Annotated in this window: 23 protein-coding genes and 1 pseudogene; 10 read left to right on the top strand and 14 right to left on the bottom strand. The window is 71.9% G+C overall.

What is annotated here, in order from left to right:
* Positions 1–543, bottom strand: a pseudogene (locus ABT296_RS30100) (aminoglycoside phosphotransferase family protein); the annotation flags it as partial.
* Positions 544–767: 224 nt separating this feature from the next.
* On the opposite strand from ABT296_RS30100, the gene ABT296_RS30105 reads away from it, so the two are divergent.
* Positions 768–1,262: a GyrI-like domain-containing protein gene (locus tag ABT296_RS30105; protein WP_351931829.1), complete on the top strand. Its 495-nt coding sequence runs from the start codon at positions 768–770 to the stop codon at positions 1,260–1,262.
* A gap of 116 nt (positions 1,263–1,378) precedes the next feature.
* Here ABT296_RS30105 and ABT296_RS30110 read toward each other — a convergent pair whose 3' ends face one another.
* Positions 1,379–1,846 (bottom strand): universal stress protein, encoded by a 468-nt coding sequence (locus ABT296_RS30110; protein ID WP_351931830.1) that lies wholly within the window; start codon positions 1,844–1,846, stop codon positions 1,379–1,381.
* A gap of 341 nt (positions 1,847–2,187) precedes the next feature.
* On the opposite strand from ABT296_RS30110, the gene ABT296_RS30115 reads away from it, so the two are divergent.
* Both ABT296_RS30115 and ABT296_RS30120 read left to right on the top strand, forming a co-directional pair.
* Positions 2,188–2,922 carry a CBS domain-containing protein gene (locus ABT296_RS30115; RefSeq protein WP_351931831.1) on the top strand — a complete coding sequence of 245 codons (735 nt, stop codon included), beginning with the start codon at positions 2,188–2,190 and terminating at the stop codon, positions 2,920–2,922.
* Between the two features lie 103 nt (positions 2,923–3,025).
* Positions 3,026–3,772: a phosphotransferase family protein gene (locus ABT296_RS30120; protein WP_351931832.1), complete on the top strand. Its 747-nt coding sequence runs from the start codon at positions 3,026–3,028 to the stop codon at positions 3,770–3,772.
* Between the two features lie 46 nt (positions 3,773–3,818).
* Here ABT296_RS30120 and ABT296_RS30125 read toward each other — a convergent pair whose 3' ends face one another.
* On the bottom strand, positions 3,819–4,064 hold the full coding sequence (locus ABT296_RS30125; protein ID WP_351931833.1) for a nuclear transport factor 2 family protein: 246 nt from the start codon (positions 4,062–4,064) through the stop codon (positions 3,819–3,821).
* A 206-nt stretch (positions 4,065–4,270) separates the two neighbouring features.
* Positions 4,271–4,420, bottom strand: coding sequence for a hypothetical protein (locus tag ABT296_RS30130; RefSeq protein WP_351931834.1), 150 nt, complete (start codon positions 4,418–4,420; stop codon positions 4,271–4,273).
* A gap of 197 nt (positions 4,421–4,617) precedes the next feature.
* Here ABT296_RS30130 and ABT296_RS30135 point away from each other — a divergent pair, with 197 nt between their 5' ends.
* Positions 4,618–5,280, top strand: a complete 663-nt coding sequence (locus ABT296_RS30135; RefSeq protein WP_351931835.1) for a hypothetical protein — start codon at positions 4,618–4,620, stop codon at positions 5,278–5,280.
* Here the strand turns inward: ABT296_RS30135 and ABT296_RS30140 are convergent.
* Together ABT296_RS30140 and ABT296_RS30145 are read right to left on the bottom strand one after the other, a co-directional pair.
* Entirely contained in the window at positions 5,277–6,179 is a 903-nt protein-coding gene (locus ABT296_RS30140) for a YihY/virulence factor BrkB family protein (RefSeq protein ID WP_351931836.1), read from the bottom strand. The two genes, ABT296_RS30135 and ABT296_RS30140, sit on opposite strands and share 4 nt — an antisense overlap.
* Positions 6,180–6,498: 319 nt before the next feature.
* Positions 6,499–7,431 (bottom strand): NADP-dependent oxidoreductase, encoded by a 933-nt coding sequence (locus ABT296_RS30145; RefSeq protein ID WP_351931892.1) that lies wholly within the window; start codon positions 7,429–7,431, stop codon positions 6,499–6,501.
* A gap of 91 nt (positions 7,432–7,522) precedes the next feature.
* Here ABT296_RS30145 and ABT296_RS30150 point away from each other — a divergent pair, with 91 nt between their 5' ends.
* Positions 7,523–8,482 (top strand): GlxA family transcriptional regulator, encoded by a 960-nt coding sequence (locus ABT296_RS30150; RefSeq protein ID WP_351931837.1) that lies wholly within the window; start codon positions 7,523–7,525, stop codon positions 8,480–8,482.
* Positions 8,483–8,765: 283 nt separating this feature from the next.
* Here the strand turns inward: ABT296_RS30150 and ABT296_RS30155 are convergent, their stop codons facing one another.
* Positions 8,766–9,710, bottom strand: a complete 945-nt coding sequence (locus tag ABT296_RS30155; RefSeq protein WP_351931838.1) for an SMP-30/gluconolactonase/LRE family protein — start codon at positions 9,708–9,710, stop codon at positions 8,766–8,768.
* A 110-nt stretch (positions 9,711–9,820) separates the two neighbouring features.
* On the opposite strand from ABT296_RS30155, the gene ABT296_RS30160 reads away from it, so the two are divergent.
* Both ABT296_RS30160 and ABT296_RS30165 read left to right on the top strand, forming a co-directional pair.
* On the top strand, positions 9,821–10,273 hold the full coding sequence (locus ABT296_RS30160) for an Lrp/AsnC family transcriptional regulator (RefSeq protein ID WP_351931839.1): 453 nt from the start codon (positions 9,821–9,823) through the stop codon (positions 10,271–10,273).
* A gap of 4 nt (positions 10,274–10,277) precedes the next feature.
* Entirely contained in the window at positions 10,278–10,964 is a 687-nt protein-coding gene (locus tag ABT296_RS30165) for an HAD family hydrolase (protein ID WP_351931840.1), read from the top strand.
* 31 nt (positions 10,965–10,995) lie between these two features.
* Here the strand turns inward: ABT296_RS30165 and ABT296_RS30170 are convergent, their stop codons facing one another.
* Positions 10,996–11,607 (bottom strand): TetR/AcrR family transcriptional regulator, encoded by a 612-nt coding sequence (locus tag ABT296_RS30170; RefSeq protein WP_351931841.1) that lies wholly within the window; start codon positions 11,605–11,607, stop codon positions 10,996–10,998.
* A 67-nt stretch (positions 11,608–11,674) separates the two neighbouring features.
* Here ABT296_RS30170 and ABT296_RS30175 point away from each other — a divergent pair, with 67 nt between their 5' ends.
* Together ABT296_RS30175 and ABT296_RS30180 are read left to right on the top strand one after the other, a co-directional pair.
* Positions 11,675–13,120: a DHA2 family efflux MFS transporter permease subunit gene (locus tag ABT296_RS30175; protein ID WP_351931842.1), complete on the top strand. Its 1,446-nt coding sequence runs from the start codon at positions 11,675–11,677 to the stop codon at positions 13,118–13,120.
* Positions 13,117–13,812, top strand: a complete 696-nt coding sequence (locus ABT296_RS30180; protein WP_351931843.1) for an SGNH/GDSL hydrolase family protein — start codon at positions 13,117–13,119, stop codon at positions 13,810–13,812. Before ABT296_RS30175 ends, ABT296_RS30180 begins: the two co-directional genes overlap by 4 nt.
* Before the next feature lies 1 nt (position 13,813).
* Here ABT296_RS30180 and ABT296_RS30185 read toward each other — a convergent pair whose 3' ends face one another.
* The 6 genes from ABT296_RS30185 to ABT296_RS30210 form a co-directional block, all read right to left on the bottom strand.
* Positions 13,814–14,806: a LacI family DNA-binding transcriptional regulator gene (locus tag ABT296_RS30185; RefSeq protein ID WP_351931844.1), complete on the bottom strand. Its 993-nt coding sequence runs from the start codon at positions 14,804–14,806 to the stop codon at positions 13,814–13,816.
* Between the two features lie 264 nt (positions 14,807–15,070).
* Complete coding sequence (locus tag ABT296_RS30190) at positions 15,071–17,248, bottom strand: alpha-galactosidase (RefSeq protein ID WP_351931845.1); 2,178 nt, start codon at positions 17,246–17,248, stop codon at positions 15,071–15,073.
* On the bottom strand, positions 17,245–19,326 hold the full coding sequence (locus ABT296_RS30195; RefSeq protein ID WP_351931846.1) for a beta-galactosidase: 2,082 nt from the start codon (positions 19,324–19,326) through the stop codon (positions 17,245–17,247). The genes ABT296_RS30190 and ABT296_RS30195 overlap by 4 nt, the downstream gene beginning before the upstream one ends.
* Positions 19,323–20,222, bottom strand: coding sequence for a carbohydrate ABC transporter permease (locus ABT296_RS30200; protein WP_351931847.1), 900 nt, complete (start codon positions 20,220–20,222; stop codon positions 19,323–19,325). Before ABT296_RS30200 ends, ABT296_RS30195 begins: the two co-directional genes overlap by 4 nt.
* Positions 20,219–21,130, bottom strand: a complete 912-nt coding sequence (locus ABT296_RS30205; RefSeq protein WP_453168357.1) for a carbohydrate ABC transporter permease — start codon at positions 21,128–21,130, stop codon at positions 20,219–20,221. The genes ABT296_RS30200 and ABT296_RS30205 overlap by 4 nt, the downstream gene beginning before the upstream one ends.
* A 70-nt stretch (positions 21,131–21,200) precedes the next feature.
* Positions 21,201–22,565: an ABC transporter substrate-binding protein gene (locus tag ABT296_RS30210; protein ID WP_351931848.1), complete on the bottom strand. Its 1,365-nt coding sequence runs from the start codon at positions 22,563–22,565 to the stop codon at positions 21,201–21,203.
* 436 nt (positions 22,566–23,001) lie between these two features.
* On the opposite strand from ABT296_RS30210, the gene ABT296_RS30215 reads away from it, so the two are divergent.
* Positions 23,002–23,643: a TetR/AcrR family transcriptional regulator gene (locus tag ABT296_RS30215; RefSeq protein WP_351931849.1), complete on the top strand. Its 642-nt coding sequence runs from the start codon at positions 23,002–23,004 to the stop codon at positions 23,641–23,643.
* Positions 23,644–23,708 lie beyond the last annotated feature (65 nt).

Genomic DNA, 23,708 nt, shown 5'->3' on the forward strand with positions numbered 1-23,708 from the left:
ACCCCCCAGATCATGCGAACTACAGGGGGGAGCAGTCATGCCGTCCCGGAGGCCGGGAACCCCATTGCGGGGCTGATCAAGAAGGTAATGGGGGGACCGGGCCCGGTCGGTCACCGCTTGGAGGGCCGCGGCGACTCGATCCGTGAAGTGAGGTGCTTTCAGGTCCACTTGGCGCAGGGCCGCATGCTGTCGCAGGAGCGCGTCCGCATAATCGGCCGGCGCTGTCCGCGAAGTCACCGGCTCGTAGTAGGTCCAGAGCGAGAGGGCGAAGGCATCCCGTACCCGCACTCCAGGCGGGACCCGCGGATCGAGCCCGGCCACCGGGGCGTCGGTGGCGGCGAGACGCACGGCGACCTCGACTTCGAACTCGGACTCGGGCAGATGTCCCAGAGGCGCGACCCGGGCCAGCACCTCGCGCGGGGTCATGCGTAGCGCGACGCGGTCCGAGTTGTGGACGACGGCGACGTCGTCGACCTCCAGGCCGAGCTCCGATGCGGTTTCCCGCCCCGCCCGTACCGCTCGGCGGAGTTCCAGCGGCTCCATCCCGGCCTCCCCCTTGTCCCGTTCGCCCACCGCCCTGGGGTGCGGCAGGACACCGGGACCTTCCGGTCGACTCCTGCCCCGTCGTCCGCGCCGGCCAACATCGGGCCGGCGCCCTTCGTGCCTTCCCTCCGAATTGCGTGCGTGGGAGCGATGATTCCTCGACGAACACCCGGTCTTCGTGTCCTGAGAAGCCCGAGAAGCCGGGTAAACGGATGAGGAGCGACATGAACAGTCGTGGAAATGTCGGCGAGGCGCCCGCCTCCGAGCCGGAGCTTGTGACGCTGGACCCGGCCACGACAGCGGTCGTCCGGGGCGTCGTCCCGGTGTTCGAACTGCGGGAGTTCTTCGACGCGTCGTTCAGCGCCCTGGCCCGGACCGTCGAGGCGCAGCGGATCACCTTGCTGGGCCCCGCGTTCGGGCTCTACCACGGGGAGTCGGAAGCGACCCTGGACCTGGAGGTCGGGTTCGTCACGGACCGCGCGGTGACCCCGGAGGACGTGGTCGTGCCGGGTGCGCTTCCGGGTGGGCGGGTCGCACGGCTGACGCACTGCGGCTCCTTCGACGGTCTCGGCGCCTCCTGGGAGCGGCTGCACGCCTGGATGGCAGCGCGGGGGCTGTCTGCGGGCGAGGACCGCTGGGAAACCTACGTCACGCGGCCGACTCCGGACATGGACCCCGCGGAGCTGCGTACGGAACTCAACTGGCCTGTCGCGCACTGACATCGGGTTCGGGTCGCGGCCCGCCGCAGCCCTCGCGCAGACCTCGCGGAGCCTTCACTCAGGCTTCGGCCTCGGTGATCCGCGCGCGCGGTGTTCGGCGCACGGGGTGAGGACCCTCAGCCGGACTCCGCGCCGGACCCCCTGCCGGACTCCGCCCGGACGATCACCACGGGACACTGCGCGTGCTGGGCCACATGGTGGCTGACGGACCCCAGCAGGGCCCGGGCGAAACCGCCGCGCCCCCTGCTGCCCACCACCAGGATCTCGGCCCCCTCGGCCGCCCTGAGCAGCACCTCCACAGGGTTGCCGCGCGCCAGCCGAGCGTGGACCGCGCCTGCGGACTCGGCGCCGAGGACGTCGTCGAGTTCCTGCGTCAGCGCCTGACGCGCGGCCGCCTCGTCCACGTCGGCGTCCACCGCGGGTGCGGACCAGGTGTCCGCACCGGGCAGGTTCCAGGCCGACACCGCGTCCACCCGAGCGTCGACCAGTGCGGCGTAGCGGACCGCCCAGCGCAGGGCCGCGCCGGAGGACGGTGAACCGTCGACACCCACCACGACCCGGCGCGTCCCGGCATTCTCACCCATCCGTCTCACCTCTTCCGTACCGATGTGCTCCTTCAACGCTGCTCGATCAAGGGCGCTGCCGCACCCCGGGGAGGTGCGGCAGGCGCATCCGGTACGGGTGCCCGGACGCCGGGGCCGGTCCCGGTCGTCGGGATGCGCCGAGGTGACAGAGACTGGTGGGGCGGTACATCCCGGTTCCCGGGTCGTTCGGCCCCTGCCGTGGGCCGAGTGGCTGAGGCAGCCTGGAGGACATGCGCGGGCCGACGTACGGATGCCCCGAGGCCGGCACTCGGCTCGCCGCCACCGCCGGAAATCCGCGCTTCGGCGGCCGGCGGGCCCGCGCAGGGAAGGGAGTGAGTGCGATGCCCCGGATCGTCGGCGAGGTGATGACCCACGAGGTCGTCGAGGCCAGCCCGGACACATCGTTCAAGCACGTCGCGGAGCTGCTGTACCGCAACCGGGTCAGCGGACTGCCCGTGGTGGACGGCGACGACAAGGTCGTGGGAGTGATCTCCGAGACCGATCTGATCCGCGGCCAGGCGGCACGGGCCGACGGGGGCCGCGCGTCGCGGCGTCTTCCGCCCCTGCGCCGCTCCGCCCGGCGTGCGGCGGCGCTCGCGCGCGCCACCACTGCCCGGGATCTGATGTCGACGCCCGCGATCACCGTCCACCCCGAGCAGCGCGTCGCCGACGCGGCGCGCCTCATGGAGCGCCACGGTGTGGAGCGCCTTCCGGTCGTGGACGAGGAGGACCGGCTGATCGGCATCGCCACGCGGCGCGATCTGCTGAGCGTGTTCCTTCGCACGGACGACGAGATCCGCCGGGAGATCGAGGACGACGTCGCGGGTCGTGCCATGGGCCTGGCGCCGCACACCGTGATCGTCTCGGTCCGTGACGGCATGGTGAGCCTGGAGGGGCGGCTGGAGCACCGGAGCGACATCCCGCTCCTGCTCCGGCTCGCCTATCGGGTGGACGGGGTGGTGGGGCTGGTCAACAGCCTGACCTACCGTCTCGACGACACCGGCCCGACGGCGCCGTCGGTCCTCGGGGAGGACCGCCGGGTCGTGCGCGAGGAAGCACGCGACGAGCGACGGTGACGAGCCGTCCCGGAGCGCTTCATCGAGTGGGCAGGTCGACCCCCTGTGCGCCGGCGACAAATCCCGGCGACGCCGGCGATCGTCCCCGGGATAGTGGTCGTCCATGGATGAGGTCGAAGTCGTCGTCGCCCATTCCGAGCGGGCGACTCTGCGCGTCGGTGACGTGTTCCTGAAGGTGGACGCCGATCAGGCACGCATCGACGCAGAGGTCGAGGCGTTGTCCCTCGCGCCGGTCCCGACCCCGGAGGTCCTGTGGCGCAGGCCGCCCGTGCTCGCGCTCACGGCGGTCCCGGGCAGGACGCTCGGGCGCCTCGGCGGACCCTCGACCGGTTCGCCGGCCGAGTGGGCCGCGGCGGGCGCCGCCGTCCGGAAGCTGCACGAGGCGCCCCTGCCGCCCCGTACGGGAGGAGCGGGGCGGAGCGTCGACGAGCTGGCGGCGGAGCTCGACCGCGAGTGCGCGTGGCTCGTGACCAGCGGCGTTCTGCCCGCCGACCTGGTCGCCCGCAACCGCCGGGTCGCCGAGGCGGCGCTCCGGCCGTGGGCCCCGGCGTTCACGCACGGCGACCTGCAGATCGCACACGTCTTCCTCGACGGCGGCGAGGTCACCGGCGTCATCGACTGGTCCGAGGCGGGCCGGGGCGACGCCCTGTACGACCTCGCCACCTTCACGCTGGGCCACGAGCAGCACCTCACCGACGTCCTCACCGGCTACGGCGCCGACGTCGACCTCGACGTCATCCACGCCTGGTGGTCGCTGCGCAGCCTCCTGGTGGTGCGCTGGCTGAGCGAACACGGCTTCGACCCCTTCGCACCGGGCTGCGAGGTCGACGTACTGCGGTCCCGGATGTGAGGCCGGGCGGGCGCATCGCGTGCGCGGGCTCGTAGGGGTGGGCCGGTCACCGGCCCTCGGTGTCGCGGACCTCGACCTCGCACTCCACGTCGGGGAACGCCTTGAGCTGTTCCTGCACCGCTTCCCGGACGTCTCCGGCCAGCGACACCGATACTCCGGGCGGGACGTCGGGGTCGTCCGAGCGGTGGGCGGCGCCCACGATCGCCTGCGGGTCCAGATCCTCCAGTGCGTTCAGGACGTCGTCGAGTCGGTCGTTCACAACGGTCGTCGACACATAGGTACGCACGGACATGGCTGCCTCCCAGTACTCACTCCGAAGCCTTCGGCCGCTGCCCTCATCCCGCGGATACACCACCTGGCATGGCGCAGAGCATGGCCTCAGCCTCTCCCCGGCCGTGGCTGTCCGCACCCCGACCGGCGCGTGCGGGCGACACGGGTGCGGCCCGCCCCGCCCGGCGGACCGGGGCGAGGGCCGGTCACGGTGCCCGGGGACGCCCTCTACTCGGCCCGTTCGGGGTGGAGTTGGGCGCATGCGGCCGGCTCGGTGACGGCCAGGACGCGCCGGGAGTCCGAGCCGCCGGGGAGCGGGAAGCACTCGGGCAGGTGCGCGGCCGGCCAGGCGAAATCCTGGCCCCGGAAGTCGCCCATCCGGTCGCCGACGAGTGCGTCGATCGGGCGCGGTGCGAGCGGGTCGTCCTCGGCGAACCAGGCACGGCGCCGAAACAGTCCGGTGTCGGGGGCCGGGCGCGCGGGCTCGGCGGCAGCGGACGTCCTCTCGCCCTTTCACCCGGGAGCGATCACGGGGGATCATGGCGTGATCGTGGGGCGTGAGCAAGGGGGAACGCGTGTCCGACAGCTTCTTGGTGGCCGCCCGTGTCCCGATGACGCGGGACGGGTTCGAGCGGTGGCTGAGCACGCCGGTGGTGGACCTGGGCCGGATCGCCAACCCGGCTGACATGTTTGACGGTTGGTACTGGGACGGCCGTCGCGCGGACACCGGGTGGGACTCCGTCGGGACGGGTACGACGCCCCGCGCGTTCTTCGCGGAGCGGGCCGAGGACGCCTGCTCCGGGGCGGCCGGGACCGGGGTGCTGGTGTACCGGGAGGGGGCGCTGGAGGTGTACCTCCTGCACCTCGGGTACCGCGAGTGGAGTGTTCACACGGCGCTGCTGCTGCTCGCCGCGGCCGGAGAGTTCAAGTCGGAGGCCGCTGAGGACACCGTGCTGTTCTGGGCGGAGACCGGTGCGGGACTGTGGGACGCGGACGACGACGGGTGGCTGGCCGCGCTGTCCGTCGGCAGGGACGGGGCGCGGTTCGTCGCGGATCGGGATCTGACCGGCACGGTGGCCGGGCTGCGGCCGGTCGAGAGCCTCTTCTTCGACATGGTGGAGCGGCTCGCCGAGGAGGAGGACGACTGGGACGCGGACTCGGGGCGGGGCTTCCGTACGGAGACTCCGCTGGATCCGGCGTACACCGATCCCTCCGTGCTGCGGCCGACGGCGGACTAGGCGGGCCACGCCTGGCGGATCTCGGCGAGTTCCGCGTTGAACTGGGCTCCGGTGAGGAGCGCGAGGTTGGATATCCACAGCCAGACGAGGAAGACGACGATGCCGGCGAGGGAGCCGTACAGGCGGTCGTAGGTGCCCGCGTAGTTGGCGGTGTACACGGTGAAGCCGACCGATGCCAGGAGCCACAGCACGACGGCGAGCAGGCCGCCGACGGCCCGGTGCCGCAGGCCGTAGGCGGTGGCCTGGCCGGAGCGGAACAGCACCAGGACCATGACGGTGGCCAGGCACGCCAGCAGGGGCCACTTGAGGATGTTCCAGGCCGCGACACCGACGGCGTCCACGCCGATGATCCGCCCCGCGGCGCGGGCGGCGTCGCCGGTGAGGACCAGGGCGAGCACGCTGGACACGAGCAGGGCCAGCAGGGCGAGCGCGGTGATGATGGTGAGGGGAGCCTTCTTCCACAGCGGGCGGCGGTCCTTCACCCCGTTCATGGCGTGCAGGGCGCGGCGGAAGACGCTCAGGTAGCTGGAGGCCGACCACAGCGCGGCGACGGTGCCGAAGCCGGCCAGCAGCCGGGCCGGGGTCTTCTGGTGGGACATGCTGTCCAGCGCGCTCAGTACGGCGGGTCGGGCCTGGCCCGGCACGACGGCGGCCACCTGGTCGACGACGTGCCCGCCTCCCGGACGGCCCGCGACACCGAGCAGCGAGAGCGCCACCAGCAGGGTGGGGAAGAGGGTGAGCACGGCGTAGTACGTCAGGGCCGCGGCCCAGTCCGTCGCGTCCTCCCGCCACAGGGCCCTCGGTGTCCTGCGCAGGGCCGGCCACCAGTCACGTCGGTCCCGCACCGTGGTGCCGCCCGCACGGGAGGCCGGCGCAGTCGCCGGCTGATCGGTGGTCACGCGTTGCCCCCTCGACGGCGTCCCGCACCCTGTGTGCCCCCTGGCCGGAGTCCGGGCTCGGCCGGGGTGTTCCGCCCCTGCCTCTTTGCCCGCGCTGCGTGGACGCATGCGCCCCGCCCGCGAACAGGTGCTCCGTGTGCCGATGGTGCGGGTGGGGCCGGGCCTCGGTCCTCCTGGCGGCCACCGTCGCCCCGGGCGGCGAGGGCGCCGTGGGCAGGGTGTCGCCGAACCTGGCCGGGCCCACCCGCTCGGCGGCGTTCCGGGCCCCCGACGACCGGCCGACCTGCCCGGCCGGGCTGAACGTCGGCGTGGAGGGTGCTCAGGACACGGTCAGCACGATCTTGCCGGTGGTGCGGTCCGTCTCGCCGAGGGCGTGGGCCTTGGCCGCCTCGGCGAGCGGGAAGACGGCCTCGATGTGGGCGCGCAGGGCGCCGGAGGCGGCCAGGTCGGCGACGGCGTTCATGCCGGCGTGGTCGGCCTCGACGAGGAGGGTTGCCACGCGGACTCCGCGGGCCGCGGCCTTCGCCGCCTCCTCGGGGTCGGTGCCCGGCAGGATGGAGACGAGGACGCCGCCGGGGCGCAGGACGTCGAGGGAACGGGCGCGGGTCTCCCCGGAGAGGGGGTCGAGCACTACGTCGATGTCCTGGACGGCGTCGCGGAAGTCGGTGGTGCGGTAGTCGACGACCTCGTCGGCGCCGAGCGAGCGGACGAAGTCGTGCTTGGGCGCGCTGGCGGTGCCGATGACGTGGGCGCCGCGGGACTTGGCGATCTGGACCGCGAGGTGGCCGACTCCGCCGGCCGCCGCGTGGACGAGGACGCGCTGTCCCGGGCGGACCTGGGCGGTGTCGACGATCGCCTGGTAGGCGGTGAGCGCGGCGAGCGGCAGGGCGCCCGCCTGGACGTGGTCGAGTTCGGCGGGCTTGGCGGCGAAGGCGCGGGCCGGGCCCGTCACGTACTCGGCGTGGGAGCCGACGCCGTGCGGGTAGGGCAGCATCCCGAAGACCTCGTCGCCGGGCTTGAAGAGGGTGACGCCGAAGCCGACGGCCTCGACGACGCCGGACACGTCCCAGCCGAGGACGAGCGGAAGCCGGTCGAGGAAGAGGCCGGCGGCGCGGTGCTTCCAGTCGGTGGGGTTGACGCCCGCGGCGCGGACGGCGACGAGGACCTGTCCGGGGGCGGGGGTGGGCCGGGGAAGGACGACCCGGGTGAGGACGTCGGGGGTGCCGTGGGTGTCCTGGCTGATGGCGTACATCGTGGCGGGGTTGTTCGTCATGTGCTCCAGCTTTGCCGGAGACGCGAACGCTTACCATGGCATGAATGCCAACTTCCGACGGGATCGTGCCATGAGTGTCCATCGTGTCGTCGTCCTCGCGCTGGACGGCGTGTACCCCTTCGAGCTGGGTATCCCGAGCCGCGTCTTCGGCGCGCTCCGGGACCGCTACGAGGTCGTGACCTGCTCCGTCGACGGCGGGCCCGTCGCGACGAACGCCGACTTCTCGGTGACGGTGGGGCACGGTCCCGAGGTGCTGGCGACGGCGGACACGGTGCTGCTGCCGCCCTTCGACCTCTCCCGGATCTCGCGGGAGCTGCCTGCGGGAGCGGCCGAGGCCCTGTCGTGGGTGCGGCCCGGCACCCGGATCGTGTCGATCTGCACGGGGGCGTTCGTGCTCGCCGCGGCAGGGCTGCTGGACGGGCGGCCGGCTACCACCCACTGGGCCGTCGCCGCGGTGTTCCGGTCCTGGTATCCGGAGGTCGCGCTGGATCCGGACGTGCTGTTCGTGGACGACGGCGATGTGCTGACCTCGGCGGGTGCCGCGTCCGGGGTGGACGTCTGCCTGCACCTCGTACGGCGTGATCACGGTGCCGCCGTGGCCAACCATGTGGCTCGGGTGTGTGTCGTGCCGCCCTGGCGGGACGGCGGTCAGGCCCAGTACATCGAGCACCCGGTGCCGCCGGTGTCCGCGAACGGCACCTCGGCCACTCGGCAGTGGGCGCTGGAGCATCTGCACGAGCCGCTGACGTTGGCGCAGCTCGCCGGGCATGCGCGGATGAGCCTGCGCACGTTTGCGCGCCGCTTCGGCGAGGAGGTGGGGATCAGTCCAGGGCGCTGGGTGATTCAGCAGCGGGTGTCCCGGGCGCAGTTTCTTCTGGAGACGACCGATCTGGCCGTCGACGACATCGCCGGGCAGGTCGGGTTCGCGACGGGGACGTCGCTGCGGGAGCATTTGCATGCCGCGATCGGGGTGACGCCGATGGCGTACCGCCGCACGTTCCGCGGCACGACCGCGCCGGCGACCGTCTGAACGGTTGCGTGTCACGCGCGGCCCGGTGGGGCCCGGCCGCGCAGTTCCCCGCGCCCCTGATGCGGGAACAACCCCACCCACCCCGGCCCGCACCCCCCAGGGGCGCGGGGAACTGCGCGGGCGGCCCCCACCCACCCGCAGACGAGGTACGGCCCCACCTCCCAGGGGCGCGGGGAACTGCGCGAACAACCCCCACCCACCCGCAGACGAGGTACGACCTCACCTCCCAGGGGCGCGGGGAACTGCGCGGGCGGCCCCCACCCGCCCGGAGACGAGGTGCGGGCTACTGCCAGGGGCGGTGGCCCGGGCCCGTCGGGTGCGTGCCGGTGTTGCCCATGAGCACCGAGTACACGCTCGTCTCCGCCGCGATGAAGAGCCGGTTGCGCTTGGCCCCGCCCCAGGCGACGTTGGCGACCGCCTCGGGAACATTGAGCCGCCCGATGAGCGTGCCGTCGGGGTCGTAACAGTGCACGCCGTCATCCATCGCGGCGACCCACAACCGACCCCCGTCATCGAAGCGGATGTTGTCGAAGCGGGCCTTCTCCCGCGCGGCCGCCTCGGCGAAGACCTTGCCGTCGGAGAGCGTGCCGCCCTCGCGCACATCGAAGACCCGGATGAGCCCCGCCCGCGTGTCGGAGACGAAGAGCTGCCGTTCGTCGGCGGAGAAGACAAGACCGTTGGGCGCGCCGAAGCCGTCCGCGACGAGGCGCACCTCACCGCTGCCGGGGTCGATCCGGTAGACGTTGTTGGCGCCGATCTCGCTCTCCGCGCGGTACCCCTCGTAGTCGCTGGTGATGCCGAAGTCCGGGTCGGAGAACCAGATCGAGCCGTCGGACTTCACGGTCGCGTCGTTCGGGCTGTTGAGCCGCTTGCCCTGCCAGCGGTCGGCGAGCACGGTGACGGTGCCGTCGTGCTCGGTGCGGGTGACCCGCCGATTGCCCTGCTCGCAGGTGATCAACCGGCCTTCGCGGTCGAGGGTGTTGCCGTTGGTGTAGCCGGCGGAGCGGCGGAAGACGGCGACGGCGCCGGTCTCCTCGTCCCAGCGCAGCATGCGGTCGTTGGGGATGTCGCTCCAGACCAACTGGCGCCAGGCGGGCACGTAGAGGGGGCCTTCGGCCCAGCGGCAGCCGGTGAACAGGACCTCCAGCGCGTCGTCGCCGTTCATGCACTTGCCCGCGCGGAACCGGTCGTCCAACTGCTCGTACAGACCGTGGTGCTCGCCGCTCATGGACTTCTCCTCACGAAACGAAACCAACCGGATGCCGAATTTGAATCGGCCTCAGCGGCATCATGCAAGATGCCATACTGCTCTGGCCAGTTGATTCCGAACGGAGCATTGTGGATCACATTGATCGGGCGCTGCTGGACCAACTCCAGCTGGACGCCACCCAGTCCTACTCCGCTCTCGGCCGGGCCGTGGGCCTGTCCGCCGGTGCCGCCCACGAGCGGGTGCGGAAGCTGCGCGAGCGGGGCGTCATCCGCCGTACCACCGTCGACGTGGACCCGGCTGCCGTCGGCAGTGCCGTCCTGGCGTACGTGATGGTCGACTCGACGTCCTGGATGGGGAGTTCGGCGGAGGACTTCGCCGCGGTGCCCGAGATCGTCGAGGCGCATGTCATCGCCGGCAGCGCCTCGGTACTGGTGAAGGTCAGGACCGCGACGACAGGCCGGTTGCAGGACGTGCTGCGCCGGATCCATGCCATCGAGGGGGTCAGCGGGACGCAGGCCACGGTGGTGCTGGAGACCTTCTTCGAACGGCCGTTGTCACCTTTCGCCGCGGACCAGGGGTGAGCCGGTGACCTTCGCGCACCCCCACACCCGGGCCGCGGCGGCGACGAGGCCGGTGGAGCTCGTCATCTTCGACTGCGATGGCGTCCTGGTCGACACCGAACGCCTCGCCGTGCGCCTCCAGGTCGCCCTGGGAGCGGAGTTGGGCTGGCCGCTCACCGCCGAGGACGTGGTCGATCGCTTCATAGGGCGCTCCAAGGAGTCGATCGTCGGGCAGATCGCCGAGCAACTCGGCGCGGGCACCGCCGCGCTCTGGTGGAGCCTGCTCATCCAACGGCACCGCGACGCCGTCGATCTCGGACTCGACCCGGTGGACGGACTGCCCGAGGCGATCGCCGCCCTGACCCTGCCGACCTGCGTGGCCTCCAGCGGTCCGCACGAGAAGATGCGCCACACCCTGGGCCGTACCGGCCTGTACGACCACTTCGCGGGCCGGATCTTCAGCGCGAGCGAGGTACCCCGTGGCAAGCCCGCGCCCGATCTGTTCCTCCACGCCGCCCGGCGCATGGGCGTCGACCCCGAGGCGTGCGTGGTGGTCGAGGACAGCGGTCCCGGGGTCGCGGCGGCGCGGGCGGCGGGGATGCGGTCCTTCGGCTATGCCGGGGGCCCGACACCGGCCGCGCGGCTGGAGGGCCCGGGCACCGTCGTCTTCGACGACATGCGGCGGCTGCCGGAGCTGCTCGCCGGCCGGTGAATCGCGCGGGGGCAGCGCCGAAACGAGACGATCAGGCGACCGGACCCACGCCCAGGATCGCGCGCATGCCCCGCAGCGCCCAGTCCTCGGGCCGGTCGTCGCCGTGCAGGAGCCGGGCCGGGGTGATCCCGCCGGCCAGGGCTTCGAGGCCGTAGACGACCTGCGGGGTGTCCGTGGACGCCGGGAGGTCTCCGGCGGCGACGGCCGCGTCGACGTCGTGGCGCAGGGCGTCCCGCCAGCGGGTGCGGCCCTCGGCGATCCGGTCGTGCACGAGGCCGGTACGGGCGTCGTAGTCGTAGGTGACCTGGGTGAGCAGACAGCCCCCGGAGTAGCCGGGATCGGCGGCGTACCGCACCCAGGACGCGCAGACGGCGAGCAGGCGCGGCAGTCCGGCTTCGAGGTGGCGCACCGGCTGCCAGACCTGGGTGCGGAAGTCGTCCAGGACCAGGTTCACGGTCTCCAGTTGCAGGTTCTCCTTGCTGCGGAACTGCCCGACGACGCCCGCCTTGCTCATCCCGAGCCGCTCGGCGAGCCGGCCGATGGTGACGCTGTCCAGGCCCTCCATGGAGGCGAGTTCGGCGGCGGCGCGCAGCACCGACCGCCGGGTTTCGAGGGCTGCCTGAGCCGATGCGCGTCCTGCCATGTCCGGCAGCTTAGCAAACGACCGTACGGTATTGACGTACGAACGTTCGTCTTCTTAAATCCTCGCCATGACATCGAACGCCTCCCCGCCCACCCCTGCCCGCGCATCCGTATCCCGTGCCTCCCAGGCGCTGTTACTGGCCTGTGCGGGCACGTTCCTGAGCTTTCTCGACGCCACCGTCACCAACCTCGCCCTGCCGCCGATCGCCGCCGACTTCGATGTCCCGCTGACGACCGTCTCCTGGGTCGCCACCGCCTACGTGATCCCCTTCGCCGCCCTGCTCGCCCCGGCGGGGCCGCTGGCCGACGCCGTCGGCCGGGCCCGTCTGTTCCTGATCGGCGTCGCCGTCTTCACCGCGTCCTCGCTGCTGATCGCCGTCGCCCCGACCCTGCCCGTACTGCTCGGTGCCCGCGCGCTGCAAGGTCTGGCGGCGGCCCTGCTCGTGCCCGCCTCCCTGGGGCTGGTCCTCGCCGAGGTCCCGGCCGAGCGCAGGCGCGCCGCCATCGGCACCTGGAGCGCGGCGGGTGCCCTGGCCGCCGCCGCGGGGCCCGCGCTCGGCGGTGTCGTCGTCGAGGCGGTCGACTGGCGGGCCCTGTTCTGCCTCAACCTGCCGGTGGGCGTCTGGGTGCTCTTCGCCGGCCGGAAGCTCCTCGCGGGCGAGTCCCGGACCGGCAGGGCACCCGACCTCGCGGGCGGCCTGCTGCTCGCCCTGTGCGTCGGCTCGATGGTGTACGGGCTCACGCAGGGCCCCGAGCACGGCTGGTCCTCGCCGCACGTCCTGGTCGCCGCCGCCGTGACGGTGCTCGCGGGCGCGGCGACCGTACTGCGCGCGCTGCGGCACCAGCGGCCCGCGCTGCGGCTCGACCTCTTCCGCAGCCGCACCTTCGCCGTCGCGGGCGCCGTCTCCGTCCTGTACGGGGCCGCGCTGTTCGCCACGATGCTCCTCGGCGTGCTCTTCATGACCGACGCCTGGAACTACTCCACCCTCCAGGCCGGCTTCGCGATGAGCCCCGCGGCGCTGGTCACGGCCGTCGTGGGCATCGGTGTCGGACGGCTCCCGGTCGCGCTCGCGCCCCGCACCATGGTCTCGGCCGGTTCCGTCCTGGTCGCCGCCGCGACCGTCACCCTGGCCCTCCTCGCCGACACCGAGCCGCACTTCTGGACGCTGTGGCTGCCGACCGGAACGGTGATGGGAGTCGGCATCGGCCTGGTCACCGTCGGCATCTCCAGCGCGGCGGCCCTGTCCGTGGCGCCCCAGCACTTCGCCGCGGCGACCGGCACGGTCATGGCGGCCCGCCAGATCGGCGGCGGCCTCGGCATCGCCGCCACGGCCGTCATCATCGCCGAGAGCACGGGCACCGGCGCTCAGCCGTACGTCGCCGTGTACTGGTTCGCCACCGCCGTCAACGTGGCCGCCGCGCTCGCCGGACTCGCCCTGCGATCCCCCGCCCCGCCCGCGCCGGCCCCGACCCGGACCGACGCGCCCCGCGTCCTGGAAGGAGACCAGCGATGACGTCCTGCGTGGACCTGAGCGCGGAGTCGTCCGACCCGCACTGCATCAGCGCGGACACCGCCGCCGAACTCCTGCGCGAACTCCCCTGGCAGCGGCTGGCCGTGCTCGGCGACAGCGTCACCGCCGGGGTCATGGACCCCCTGCCCGGCTACCGGACCCGGTCCTTCGCCGACCGCTTCACCGACGCCCTCGCCGCCACCCGCCCCGGCTTCGCCTCGGTCAACCTGGCCGCGCCCCACCTCTTGCTCGACGAGATACGCCACCGGCAGCTCGGCCCGGCCCTGAAGTTCGGGCCGGACGTGGTGATGGTGAGCGCGGGCGGCAACGACGCCTTCCGCAGCTTCGAACCGGAGGAACTGCGCACCCGGTTGTCCGCCCTCCTCGGCCCCCTCGCCGAGAGCGGCGCCTTCGTCATCACCATCGGCCTGTTCGACCTCGCCCGTTCGGGGCTCGTCCCGCCGGAACACGCCGACGGCATGGCCCGCCGCTTCGACGCACTCGACCGGATCACCGCCGACCTCACCCGGACGCTGGAGGGCGTCCACGTCGACACCCACCACCATCCCCTCGCCGCCGACCCGGCCATCTACGCCGCCGACCGGATCCACGCCAACGCCCGGGGCCACGCGGCGGCCTTCGCCGCCATCGCCACCACCCTCGGCCGGCTCCTCCCGAGCACGGCCGCCACCTGAGTCAGACGGAGGCGCGGGCCACGAACTCGGCCTTGACGTGCACGGTCCTGTGGACGTCGCGGCCGCCCAGACGCTCGGTGAGCAGCTGCGCGGCCGCCCGGCCGACCTCGGCGGCCGGATAGCGGATCGTAGTCAGCTGAGGGCGGACCAGTGAGGCGAAGGAGGCGTCGTCGTGGCCGATCAGGGCGACGTCGTCGGGGATGCCGATGCCGAGGTCGTGCGCCTTGTCCAGGGCGCCGACGGCGATCACGTCGTTGCCGCAGAAGACCGCGTCGGGGCGGTAGCGGCGGTTCATGAGCGTGCCGAACCCCTCCGCTCCGGCCTCCCGGGTGTGCTCGCCGCGGACCACCATCTCGTGGGGCAGCGACATGCCGAACTGCAGGGCGAGCGCCCGGATGTGTTCGAGGCGCGGGTCTCCCCCGGTGGCGTCCCTAGGGCCCGCGATCATGGCGATACGCCGCCGTCGCGCGGCCGTCACCTGCTCCAGGGCGCGCCGGGTCGCGGCCCGGGCGTCCGGGGTCACCAGGTCGACGGGGCCGAAGGAGACGTCGGCGCTGACGACCAGGGGGAGTCCGGAGTCGACGGCGGGCTGGAAGTCCTGCGGCTTCAGCCGGAAGGGGGTGATGACGACGCCCGCGAACCGCTGGTTGACCGCCTCCTCCAGCAGGGCCTTCTCCTCGTCCCGGCGCGCGCGGGTGCTGCAGACGACGACATGCAGTCCCAGGCCGCGGAGTTCCTCCTGGAGGGTTCCGGCGAGTTGGGCGAAGAAGGGGTTGGCGATGTCCGGCACGATCAGCGCCACGAGGCTGGAGCGCCCGGTGCGCAGGCTGCGCGCGGTGGCGTTGACGGTGAAGGACAGCTCTTCGATGGCGGCTTCCACCGCGGCCCGGGTCTCGGGGGCCACGGGGCGCTTGCCCGACAGTACGTAGGAGACCGTCGCGGAGGACACACCAGCCGCACGGGCGACATCGGCCATGGTGACCCGCTGTTGCACTGCACACGCTCCCTTCGTGGGCCAACCCTACTTCAGGCCGGTTCCGCCCCCTGACCCCGTTCGCGCCGACGGACTCCTGGCACCGCCACGGGCGGCATCAGGAGTCCGTCGACACCGGTGCGGCCGGGTGTCCAGGAGTCCGGCCGCACCGACACGGCCGGTGTCAGGTTCCGGCCGCGCGGCGCGAGGGGTATCAGGTCTCCGGGCGCGCCGGTGCAGCCGGTGTCAGGTGCCCGGCCGCACCGAGGCGCCCGGTGTCAGGTGTCAGGTGTCCACCCGTCGCAGGCGCAGCAGTGCGCTGGCGCAGTCGCCCGCCGGCAGCCGGGGTACGGGCAGGCCGAAGGCCGCGAGGGTCCGCCCGGACCATTCGTCGCCGGTGTCCTCGTCGCGGTACACGGCTTCCGGTTCCAGCCCGCGCAGCCGCAGGGGCGCCTGGTCGAGGCCGTGCACGAAGGACGTGCTGGGCCGCAGGACGATCACGACCGTCCGGTCGCCCCGCTCGCCCACGTACTGCACGGCTGTCGACCGGCCCTCCCCCGGTGCGAGGAGGCGGTACTGGCGTCCGTGCTGCACGACGGGCCGGATGTCCTTGTACACCGCGACCAGTTCGGCCGCCTGCGCACGCTCGGCGTCCGTCCAGCGGGTGAGGTCGCCGCCCAGTCCCAGCACCCCGGCCATGGCGCTGTGGAACCGGAAGGGCAGGGAAACGACCCGCCCGGTAAGGGGGTTGGGACTGTCCGTGACCCACGCCGACATCACGCTCGCGGGGTAGAGCTGGCTGAAACCGTGCTGGATGGTCAGACGGTCCACGGCGTCGGTGTTGTCGGACGTCCAGACCTGGTCGGTGCGGGCCAGGATGCCCGGGTCCACGCGGCCGCCGCCGCCCGCGCACGCCTCGATCCGCAGCTTCGGGAATGCGGCGCGCAACTCGTCGAGTACGCGGTACAGGCCCCGCGCGTGCTCGACCTGGACGCGTCGTGCGTCCTGTCCCCCGCCGTGCGCGCCCGCCTCGGTGAACGACCGGTTGAAGTCCCACTTGAGGAAGTCGACATCGGCCTCGGTCACGGTACGGCGCAGCCAACTCAGCGCCCACTCGGTGACGTCCGGCCGGGAGAAGTCCAGGACCAGCTGGTTGCGCAGTTCGGTGGGGGTGCGGTCGGGGACGTGCAGGACCCAGTCGGGGTGCAGGCGGTACAGGTCGCTGTCGGCGTTGGTCATCTCCGGTTCCACCCACAGGCCGAAGGCCATGCCGAGGCGGTGGACCTCGTCGCTCAGCGGGCGCAGTCCGCGGGGGAAGCGCCGCTCGTGGGGTGTCCAGTCGCCGAGCCCGGAGCGGTCGTCTTCGCGGCCGTGGAACCAGCCGTCGTCCAGGACGAACAGCTCGGCGCCCATCTCGGCCGCCCGGCGTGCGAGCGCGATCTGGTTGTCCTCGCTGACCTCGAAGGACGTGGCCTCCCAGGAGTTGTACAACACCGGCCGCAGTTCCCGCGGGCGGGGCAGGACGTGGGCGCGGAGGTAGGCGTGGAAGGCTCGGCTCGCCGCGCCGAAACCGTGCGCGGTGTGCAGGGCGAGACTGACCGGGGTGCGGTGGCTGTCGCCCGGGGCGAGGCACAGTTCGGTGCCCTCGTGTCCCTCGCCGACGAGGACAGCGGTCCGGCCGGCCGCGGTGCGCTGCGCGGTGATGCGCCAACTGCCGCTGGCGGCGAGGGCCATGACCTTCACGTCGCCGTGTTCCTCGCCCGCGTCACCGCAGTCCAGTGCCGCCCAGGGGTTGGCGTGGTGTCCGGTGTGGCCGCGGCGGCTGCCCAGGATCGTTTCGCCCACCGGCAACGGCGCGCGTTCCAGGCTGCCTTCGGCCGCCCAGCCGCCGTGCACGGAGCTGAGCCGCCAGCTGGGTGCGAGCGGCATCGGCCAGTTGGCCGAGGAGCAGCGCAGGAGCCGGATGTCCCCGTCGTCCGCGGCGCCGGTGTGCGTGACTTCCGTCCACCGCTCCAGCACGTCGGTGTCCGGACGGACGCGGTAGTGCAGCTGCCAGGACAGGGGCCGGGCGCGGTCCCGCAGCCGGATCACGAGGTGGTCGTCGGCGGCCAGGGCCACCTCCTCGACCTCGGCCTCGAGGTGGTTGGAGCCGTCGGCGAAGCGCACCTCCAGGGCGGGGGCGCCGAAGCGGGCCCCGCCCTCGACCGGGAACTCCTCGGTGCCGTCCCAGCGGCCGGCGAAGCTGTCGTCGTGCTCCTCCCAGGTGGGCAGCGCGACCGCGTCCGCGAGCGGAAGCGGAGCGCCCCAGTGGATGTGCCGGACCAGGGCGGAGGCCCGGTCGACCCTGAGGACGTAGACGCTGTGCGGTGTGCGGATCAGTACGGTGCCGGAGGGTCCGTCGATCTCGATCGGCCGTCCGGGGCCGGTGTGCGCCGGGACGGCGTCGGTCGGCGAGGGCGTCACGCGGAGGCTCCCTGGCGGTCGTCGCGGGCGGTGTGGGCCGGTACGGCGGCGGCGAGGTCCTCGCGGACCACCGCCACCCCTCCGGGCGGTACGAGGGCCTGGCCGGCCACGACCTCGGTGCCGGCCAGGGCGACCGCGGCCGTCGGCAGGGGCACGCTCATCGGTTCCTCCGTGTGGTTGATCAGGAAGAGGTAGCCGTGCTGTCCGCCGGTGCGGCGCACGGCCTCCAGGCCGGGCCCGGCGTCGAGGACCGGTGCGGCGCCGGCTTCCTCGCACACGGTACGCACCAGCTCCCGCAGCGTCGGTACGGCCAGACGCCCGGCGGTGTACCAGGCCGTCCCCCGCCCGTGAGCGTGCCGGGTGACGGCGGGGCCGCCCCGGGCCGGTCCGCCGTCCGGGGTGTCGGCGAAGCGGAGCACCGTGTCGCAGCCCCGGGGCTCGACGCGTTCCGTCAGTCGGCGCACCCGCGCCCCGTCCTCGGTCAGGGCATGTTCGCCTTCGCGAAGCGGGAGGTATTCGTCGACGACCAGGCCGAGCACCTCGCGCAGGGCGCCGGGGTGCGCTCCGGGATGCATCCGGTCGTGGGTGTCGACGACTCCGCTGAAGCAGCCGACGGCGAGGTGGCCTCCCTGCTCGACGTAGCGGGTCAGGTGGGCGGCATCGTTGTCGGAGAGCAGGTAGAGGCCGGGGGCGAGGACCGCGCGGTAGCGGGCGAGGTCGGGTGAGCCGGGCGGGACGAGGTCGCAGGTGATGTTCAGCGTCCACAGCGCCTCGTACCAGTCGCGGACGGCGTCCAGGTAGTTCAGCCGGTCCGAGGGGCGGGCCTGGAGTTCCAGGGCCCACCAGCTGTGCCAGTCGAAGAGGATCGCCACCTCGGCCGTCACACGGCTGCCGGTGACCTCGCCCAGGGTGGCCAGTTCGGCGCCGAGTGCCTTGACCTCCTTCCAGACCCGGCTGCCGGTTCCGCCGTGCGGCAGCATCGCGGAGTGCCACTTCTCCGCTCCGGCGCGGGACTGACGCCACTGGAAGAACATCAGTCCGTCCGCGCCGCGCGCGAGGTGGGTGAGGCTGTTGCGGCGGGTCTCGCCGGGCCGCTTGGCGATGTTGACGCCCTGCCAGTTGACGGCGGAGGTGGAGTGTTCCATCACCAGCCAGGGGCGGCCCGCGGCCATGCCGCGCGCGAGGTCGGCGTTGAGCGCCAGGTCGATGTGGCCGTCCTCGTCGGCGGCGGGGAGATAGTGGTCGACCGAGACGAAGTCGGTTGCGGCCGCGAAGGCGAAGCCGTCGATCTTCTTCTCCAGGGTGCCCATCACATTGGTGGTGAGGGGCAGGTGGGGGGCGATCCGGCGCAGGATCGAGGTCTCGGCCCGGTGCCGGGCGAGGAGGGCGTCGGAGGAGAAGCGGCGGTAGTCGAGTTCCTGCCCCGGGTTGCGGAACGCGGTCGTCTCGCGCGGGGGGTCGATCTCGTCCCAGGCGCCGTAGCGCTGGCTCCAGAAGTCCGTGCCCCAGGCCTCGTTGAGGGCGTCCAGCGACCCGAAGCGCTCCTGGAGCCAGACGCGGAAGGCCTCCGCGCTGACGTCGCAGTAGCAGAGCGCGTTGTGGTTGCCCCATTCGTTGTGGACGTGCCACATCACGACCGCCGGGTGGCTGCCGTAGCGGGTGGCCAGTGCCTCCACGACGGCGTCGGAGGCGTCGGCGTAGTCGGGGCTGCTGGGGCAGAAGACCTGCCGGCTGCCGTGGGCGAGCCGGGTGCCCGAGGCGGTGACCGGGCGGGAGTCGGGGTGGAGCCGGGTGAACCAGGGGGGCGGGGCGGCCGTGGGGGTGGCGAGGTCGACGGCGATGCCGTGCTCGTGCAGCAGGTCCAGGATCTCGTCGGTCAGGGACCAGTCGTAGGTGCCGGGCCGCGGCTGGATGCGGGACCAGGAGAACACTCCGACGGTGACGAGGTTGACGCCCGCCTCCCGCATCAGCCGCACGTCCTCGTGCCAGGTCTCGCGGGGCCACTGCTCGGGGTTGTAGTCGCCTCCGTAGGCGATGCCGCCCAGTCGGCGGTTCACGTCGACGAGGGGGTGGTTCACGATTTCACGGCTCCAGCGGCGAGTCCGGCGCGCCAGTAGCGCTGCAGGAGGAGGAAGGTCAGGACGATGGGCACGACCGAGACGAGGGCGCCCACGATGGTGAGGGTCTGGAGTTCCGGCAGCCGGCTGGTCTGGGACTGCCAGGTGAACAGGCCGAGGGTGACCGGGTAGAGGCGTTCGTCCTGGAGCATGACCAGGGGGAGCAGGAAGTTGTTCCAGATGACGACGAACTGGAACAGGAACACGGTGACCATGGCGGGCGACATCAGCCGCAGCGCGATGGTGCGGAAGATGCGGAACTCGCCGGCCCCGTCCATGCGGGCGGCCTCCATCACCTCGTCGGGGACGGACGCGGCCGCGAAGATGCGGGAGAGGTAGACCCCGAACGGGCTGACGATGCTGGGCAGGAACACCGACCAGAACGTGTTGGTGGCGTCGACCTCGGCGAAGAGCAGGAACAGCGGCAGCGCGAGTGCCGTGGCGGGCACCAGGACACCGCCCAGGATGATCGAGAAGACCACCTCACGGCCGCGGAAGGTGTACTTGGCCAGGGCGTATCCGGCCGCGGCGGCCAGCAGCGTCGCCACCGCTGCGCCGGCACCGGCGTAGAGGAGGCTGTTGACCAGCCAGCGGGCGAAGACGCCGTCCTGCTGGGTGAAGAGGGCCGAGAGGTTGTCGCCGAGGTGCCAGTCGGCGAGGAGGAAACCGGGGGTCGAGACCAGGTCGCCCTGGCTCTTGGTCGAGGAGACCAGCAGCCAGTACACGGGCAGCAGCATGTAGCAGGCCACCAGGACCATGAACACGCTCGCCGCCACGGCGGACGCGGTCGTCCGCGGTGCGCTGCGGGGCCGGTTCGGCACCGCGTGGGCGCCTTCGGTACGGGTGAGCAGGTTCATCCCTGCCTCCTGGAGGTGAAGCGCAGGAACGCGAACGACAGCGCGAACGTCACCACGGCGAGGATGACCGACAGGGCGGCCGCCTCGCTGTAGCTGTCGCCCGAGGCGAGCGAGTACGCGGCCAGGTTGGGTGTGTAGGTGCTGGTGACGCTGGTGGAGATGGCGCGGAAGACCTGCGGCTCGGTGAAGAGCTGGAAGGTTCCGATGATGGAGAACACACCGGTGAGGACCAGCGCGGGCCGGATGATCGGGATCTTGATGCGCAGGGCGGTGGTGAGGCCGTTCGCGCCGTCGACGCGGGCCGCCTCCCCGATGTCGGCCGGGATGGCCTGCAGGGCGGCGTAGATGATCAGCATGTTGTAGCCGGTGTACGTCCAGGTCACGACGTTGCCGATGGACCACAGGATCGCGTCGGGGCCGAGCAGGTCGACGTGGGCTCCGAGGGATTCGAGGAGGTCCACGACCGGGGACAGCCTCGGGTCGTAGAGGAAGGCCCACATGAGGGCGGCGACCACGCCGGGGATGCCGTACGGCACGAAGTACACCAGCCGGAAGAACCGCTTCGCCCGGGCGACCGCGGAGTCCAGCAGCAGGGCGAGCGTCAGGGCCAGCAGCAGCATGACGGGGATCTGGACGAGCGCGAACCCGGTCACGCGCAGGACGCTCTCGGTGAAGTAGGGCTCCTTCACCACCTGGGCGTACTGGTCGAATCCGGCGAACACCGACTGGGTCCGGCCGAACGTGCCGCCGGTCCGCTCGGTCTTGTGCAGGCTCTGCCAGAACGCGTAGCCGACCGGCACGAGGGTGAAGAGGACGAACGGTATGAGGAAGGGGGTGAGGAAGGCGTAGGGGGTGAGGGCCCGGCGTCTGCGGCGTTGTGCCGGGGCCGGTGTGGTCTTGGGGGTCACGGGCAGCCTTTGCGGTGCTGTTCCCTGCCGCCCGGGAGCGGGCGGCAGGGAGAGGCAGGAGGGGGGAGGGTCAGCCGCCGGTCACTTCGAGGGACTGCTTGCGCAGGGAGTCGGCGCTCTGTGCGCCGGTGTCCTTGAGCACGTCGCCGAGTGTCGTCTTGCCCGCGATGACGCCGGCCGTTCCGTCGCTGAGGAAGCGGTAGGTGTCGGTCATGGTCGGCCCCCAGGTGAAGCCCGTGTCGACGTTGGCGGAGGCCTCGGCGAAGACGTCGAAGACCTTCTGCCCGCCGTAGAAGTCGACCGGCTGCTTCAGCGCGGGCAGTTCGAGTCCCGCCGCGGCCGCCGGGTAGAGGCCGCCCTCGCGGTTGAGGATCTCCAGCGCCTCGGGGTCGGTGTTGAGCCAGAGGGCGAACTTCGAGGCCTCCGCCGGGTGTTCGGTCTTGCCGAGCACGGCGGTGGTGGATCCGCCCCAGTTGCCGGCCTGCTTCTCACCGGCGTTCCACTGCGGCATGGGTGCGACGGCCCACTTGCCGTCCGTCGCCTTGGCGTTGTCGCGGATGGTGCTGTATCCCCAGGCCGCACTGATCCAGGTGACCACCTCGCCGGTGTTCCACGCCTTGTACAGGGCGGGGGAGAAACCCTGGAGGTCGGTGGCGACGAGCTTGTCGTCGATCAGCTCCTGCCAGTAGTCGGCGACCTTGCGGCTCTCGGGCCGGTCGACGGTGACGGCCCAGGTGTCGCCGTCCCGCTCGAACATGGTGGCCTTGTTCTGCCAGAGCAGGCCGGTGAACCAGTTCGGGTCGGTCTGGGAGTAGTGGGTGATGTACTTGCCCGCCTTCTTGACGGTGCGTGCCTGCTCGGCGTACTCCTCCCAGGTCGTCGGTGCCTTGAGGCCGAGCTTGTCGTAGACGTCCTTGCGGTAGAACAGGGCCATCGGACCCGTGTCCTGGGGGACGGCCCAGACGCCGTCCTCGCCGTCGGCGCCGAACTCCACCTGCGACCAGGTCCAGTCGACGAACTCCGAGCCCGCTTCGCTCACGCCGGGACAGGCGGAGATGTCCCGCAGGCCCTCCTTGAGCCGGAAGCTGGCGAGGGAGTCGTACTCGATCTGCCCGAGGTCCGGGGCCTTGCCGGCCTTCAGGGCGTTGGAGAGGTTCTGGTAGGTGCCCGCGTTGCCCGAGGGGGTCGTCTTCAGCTTGACCTGGATGTCGGGGTTCTCGCTGTTCCACAGGTCGACGGCTTCCTGCATGCCGGGGACCCACGACCAGTAGTCCAGCGTCACCTTGCCCGAGGCGGGCTCGCACGACGAGGCGGCCGCGCCGTTGCTCCCGTCGTCACCGTCGCCGCCGCCGCAGGCGGTCACCGCCGTGAGGGCCAGCGCCACCGCGCCGATCGTGAAGCGTCTGACGTGTGAAGTGCGACCACGCATCGCCATGAGGGTGCTCCTTGTCCCGAGGTCCGCTCCGACGAAGCGGTGCGCAAACGAGAACAGCACGACGTGAAGGAAGTCAACAGTCCTGGCGTCATTGGCCCATCCGGATTCCGTTTCGAAATCGTTTCGTAACATTACTTAAAGTTACAAAACAGGCTCTGAGCTGGACTTATTACCCCGCAAGCCATGAGGGGAGGCCGACCAAGACAGTTCGCGCAATCGATTACGCACGGCGGGCGCAGCGGAGGGACGCAGGCTCCTCCCGCAACCGTCGACGCGGTCCGGGAGGGCCTGGAACCCGCGCTCCGCCCCACCGGCGCTAAGCGCTCCGAAATCGGAGGCCAAATACCGTACTGGTAAGAGGCATTGACAGGCCGTCAGGCTCAACTCACTATGGCCAGGCGACGACATGACCGCCCGGTCATCAGTAGGAGCATTCATGCCCACGGCAACCTGGCACGGTTTGTCCCCGGCGCGTCGGGAACGCGTACTCATCGCCGCGATGGACGAGTTCGGCACGCACGGATATTCAACAGGCAGCCTGAACGTGATCGCCCGCGAAGCCGGTGTGGCGAAAGGCTCCCTGTTCCAGTACTTCGCCGGAAAGCTGGACCTTTTCACGTACGTGGCCGAGCAGACCTCGGTACGCGTCTACCAGCACATGCAGCCATGGCTGGACGCCTACGACGGCTCCCGTGACTTCAGCGCCCATCTCACGGAGTCGGTCGAAGCCTGGATCACCTACTTCGCCGAGCATCCACTCGAACGCGGGATCACCGCGGCCACCAACATGGAAATGGACCCGGCGGTCCGCACCGCCGTCCGCACACCCGTGAACGATCTCTACGCGGCCGCCCTGCACCCCTTGCTCGTCAAGGCGGTCGAGGCGAACCGGTTGCACAAGGAAGCCGACCTGGACGCCCTGCTGTCCCTGCTCCTCGTGCTCCTCCCCCACCTGGCCCTGCTCACCCACGCACCGGCACTGAGCGGTCCCGTACCCCTGGTCAACGTGGCGCCGGAAGTCCGCCGCCGCAACATCGAGCGACTCATCACACCCCTGCTCGCCGGTTTCCTCGCCTGAGACGAGCCGGCCGACACCAGCACCAGCCCGAGATGCCCCATGCCCATTTGCATACGCACAGGAAG

It is taken from the genome of Streptomyces sp. NPDC000983 (assembly GCF_040299205.1).
Classification (GTDB): domain Bacteria; phylum Actinomycetota; class Actinomycetes; order Streptomycetales; family Streptomycetaceae; genus Streptomyces.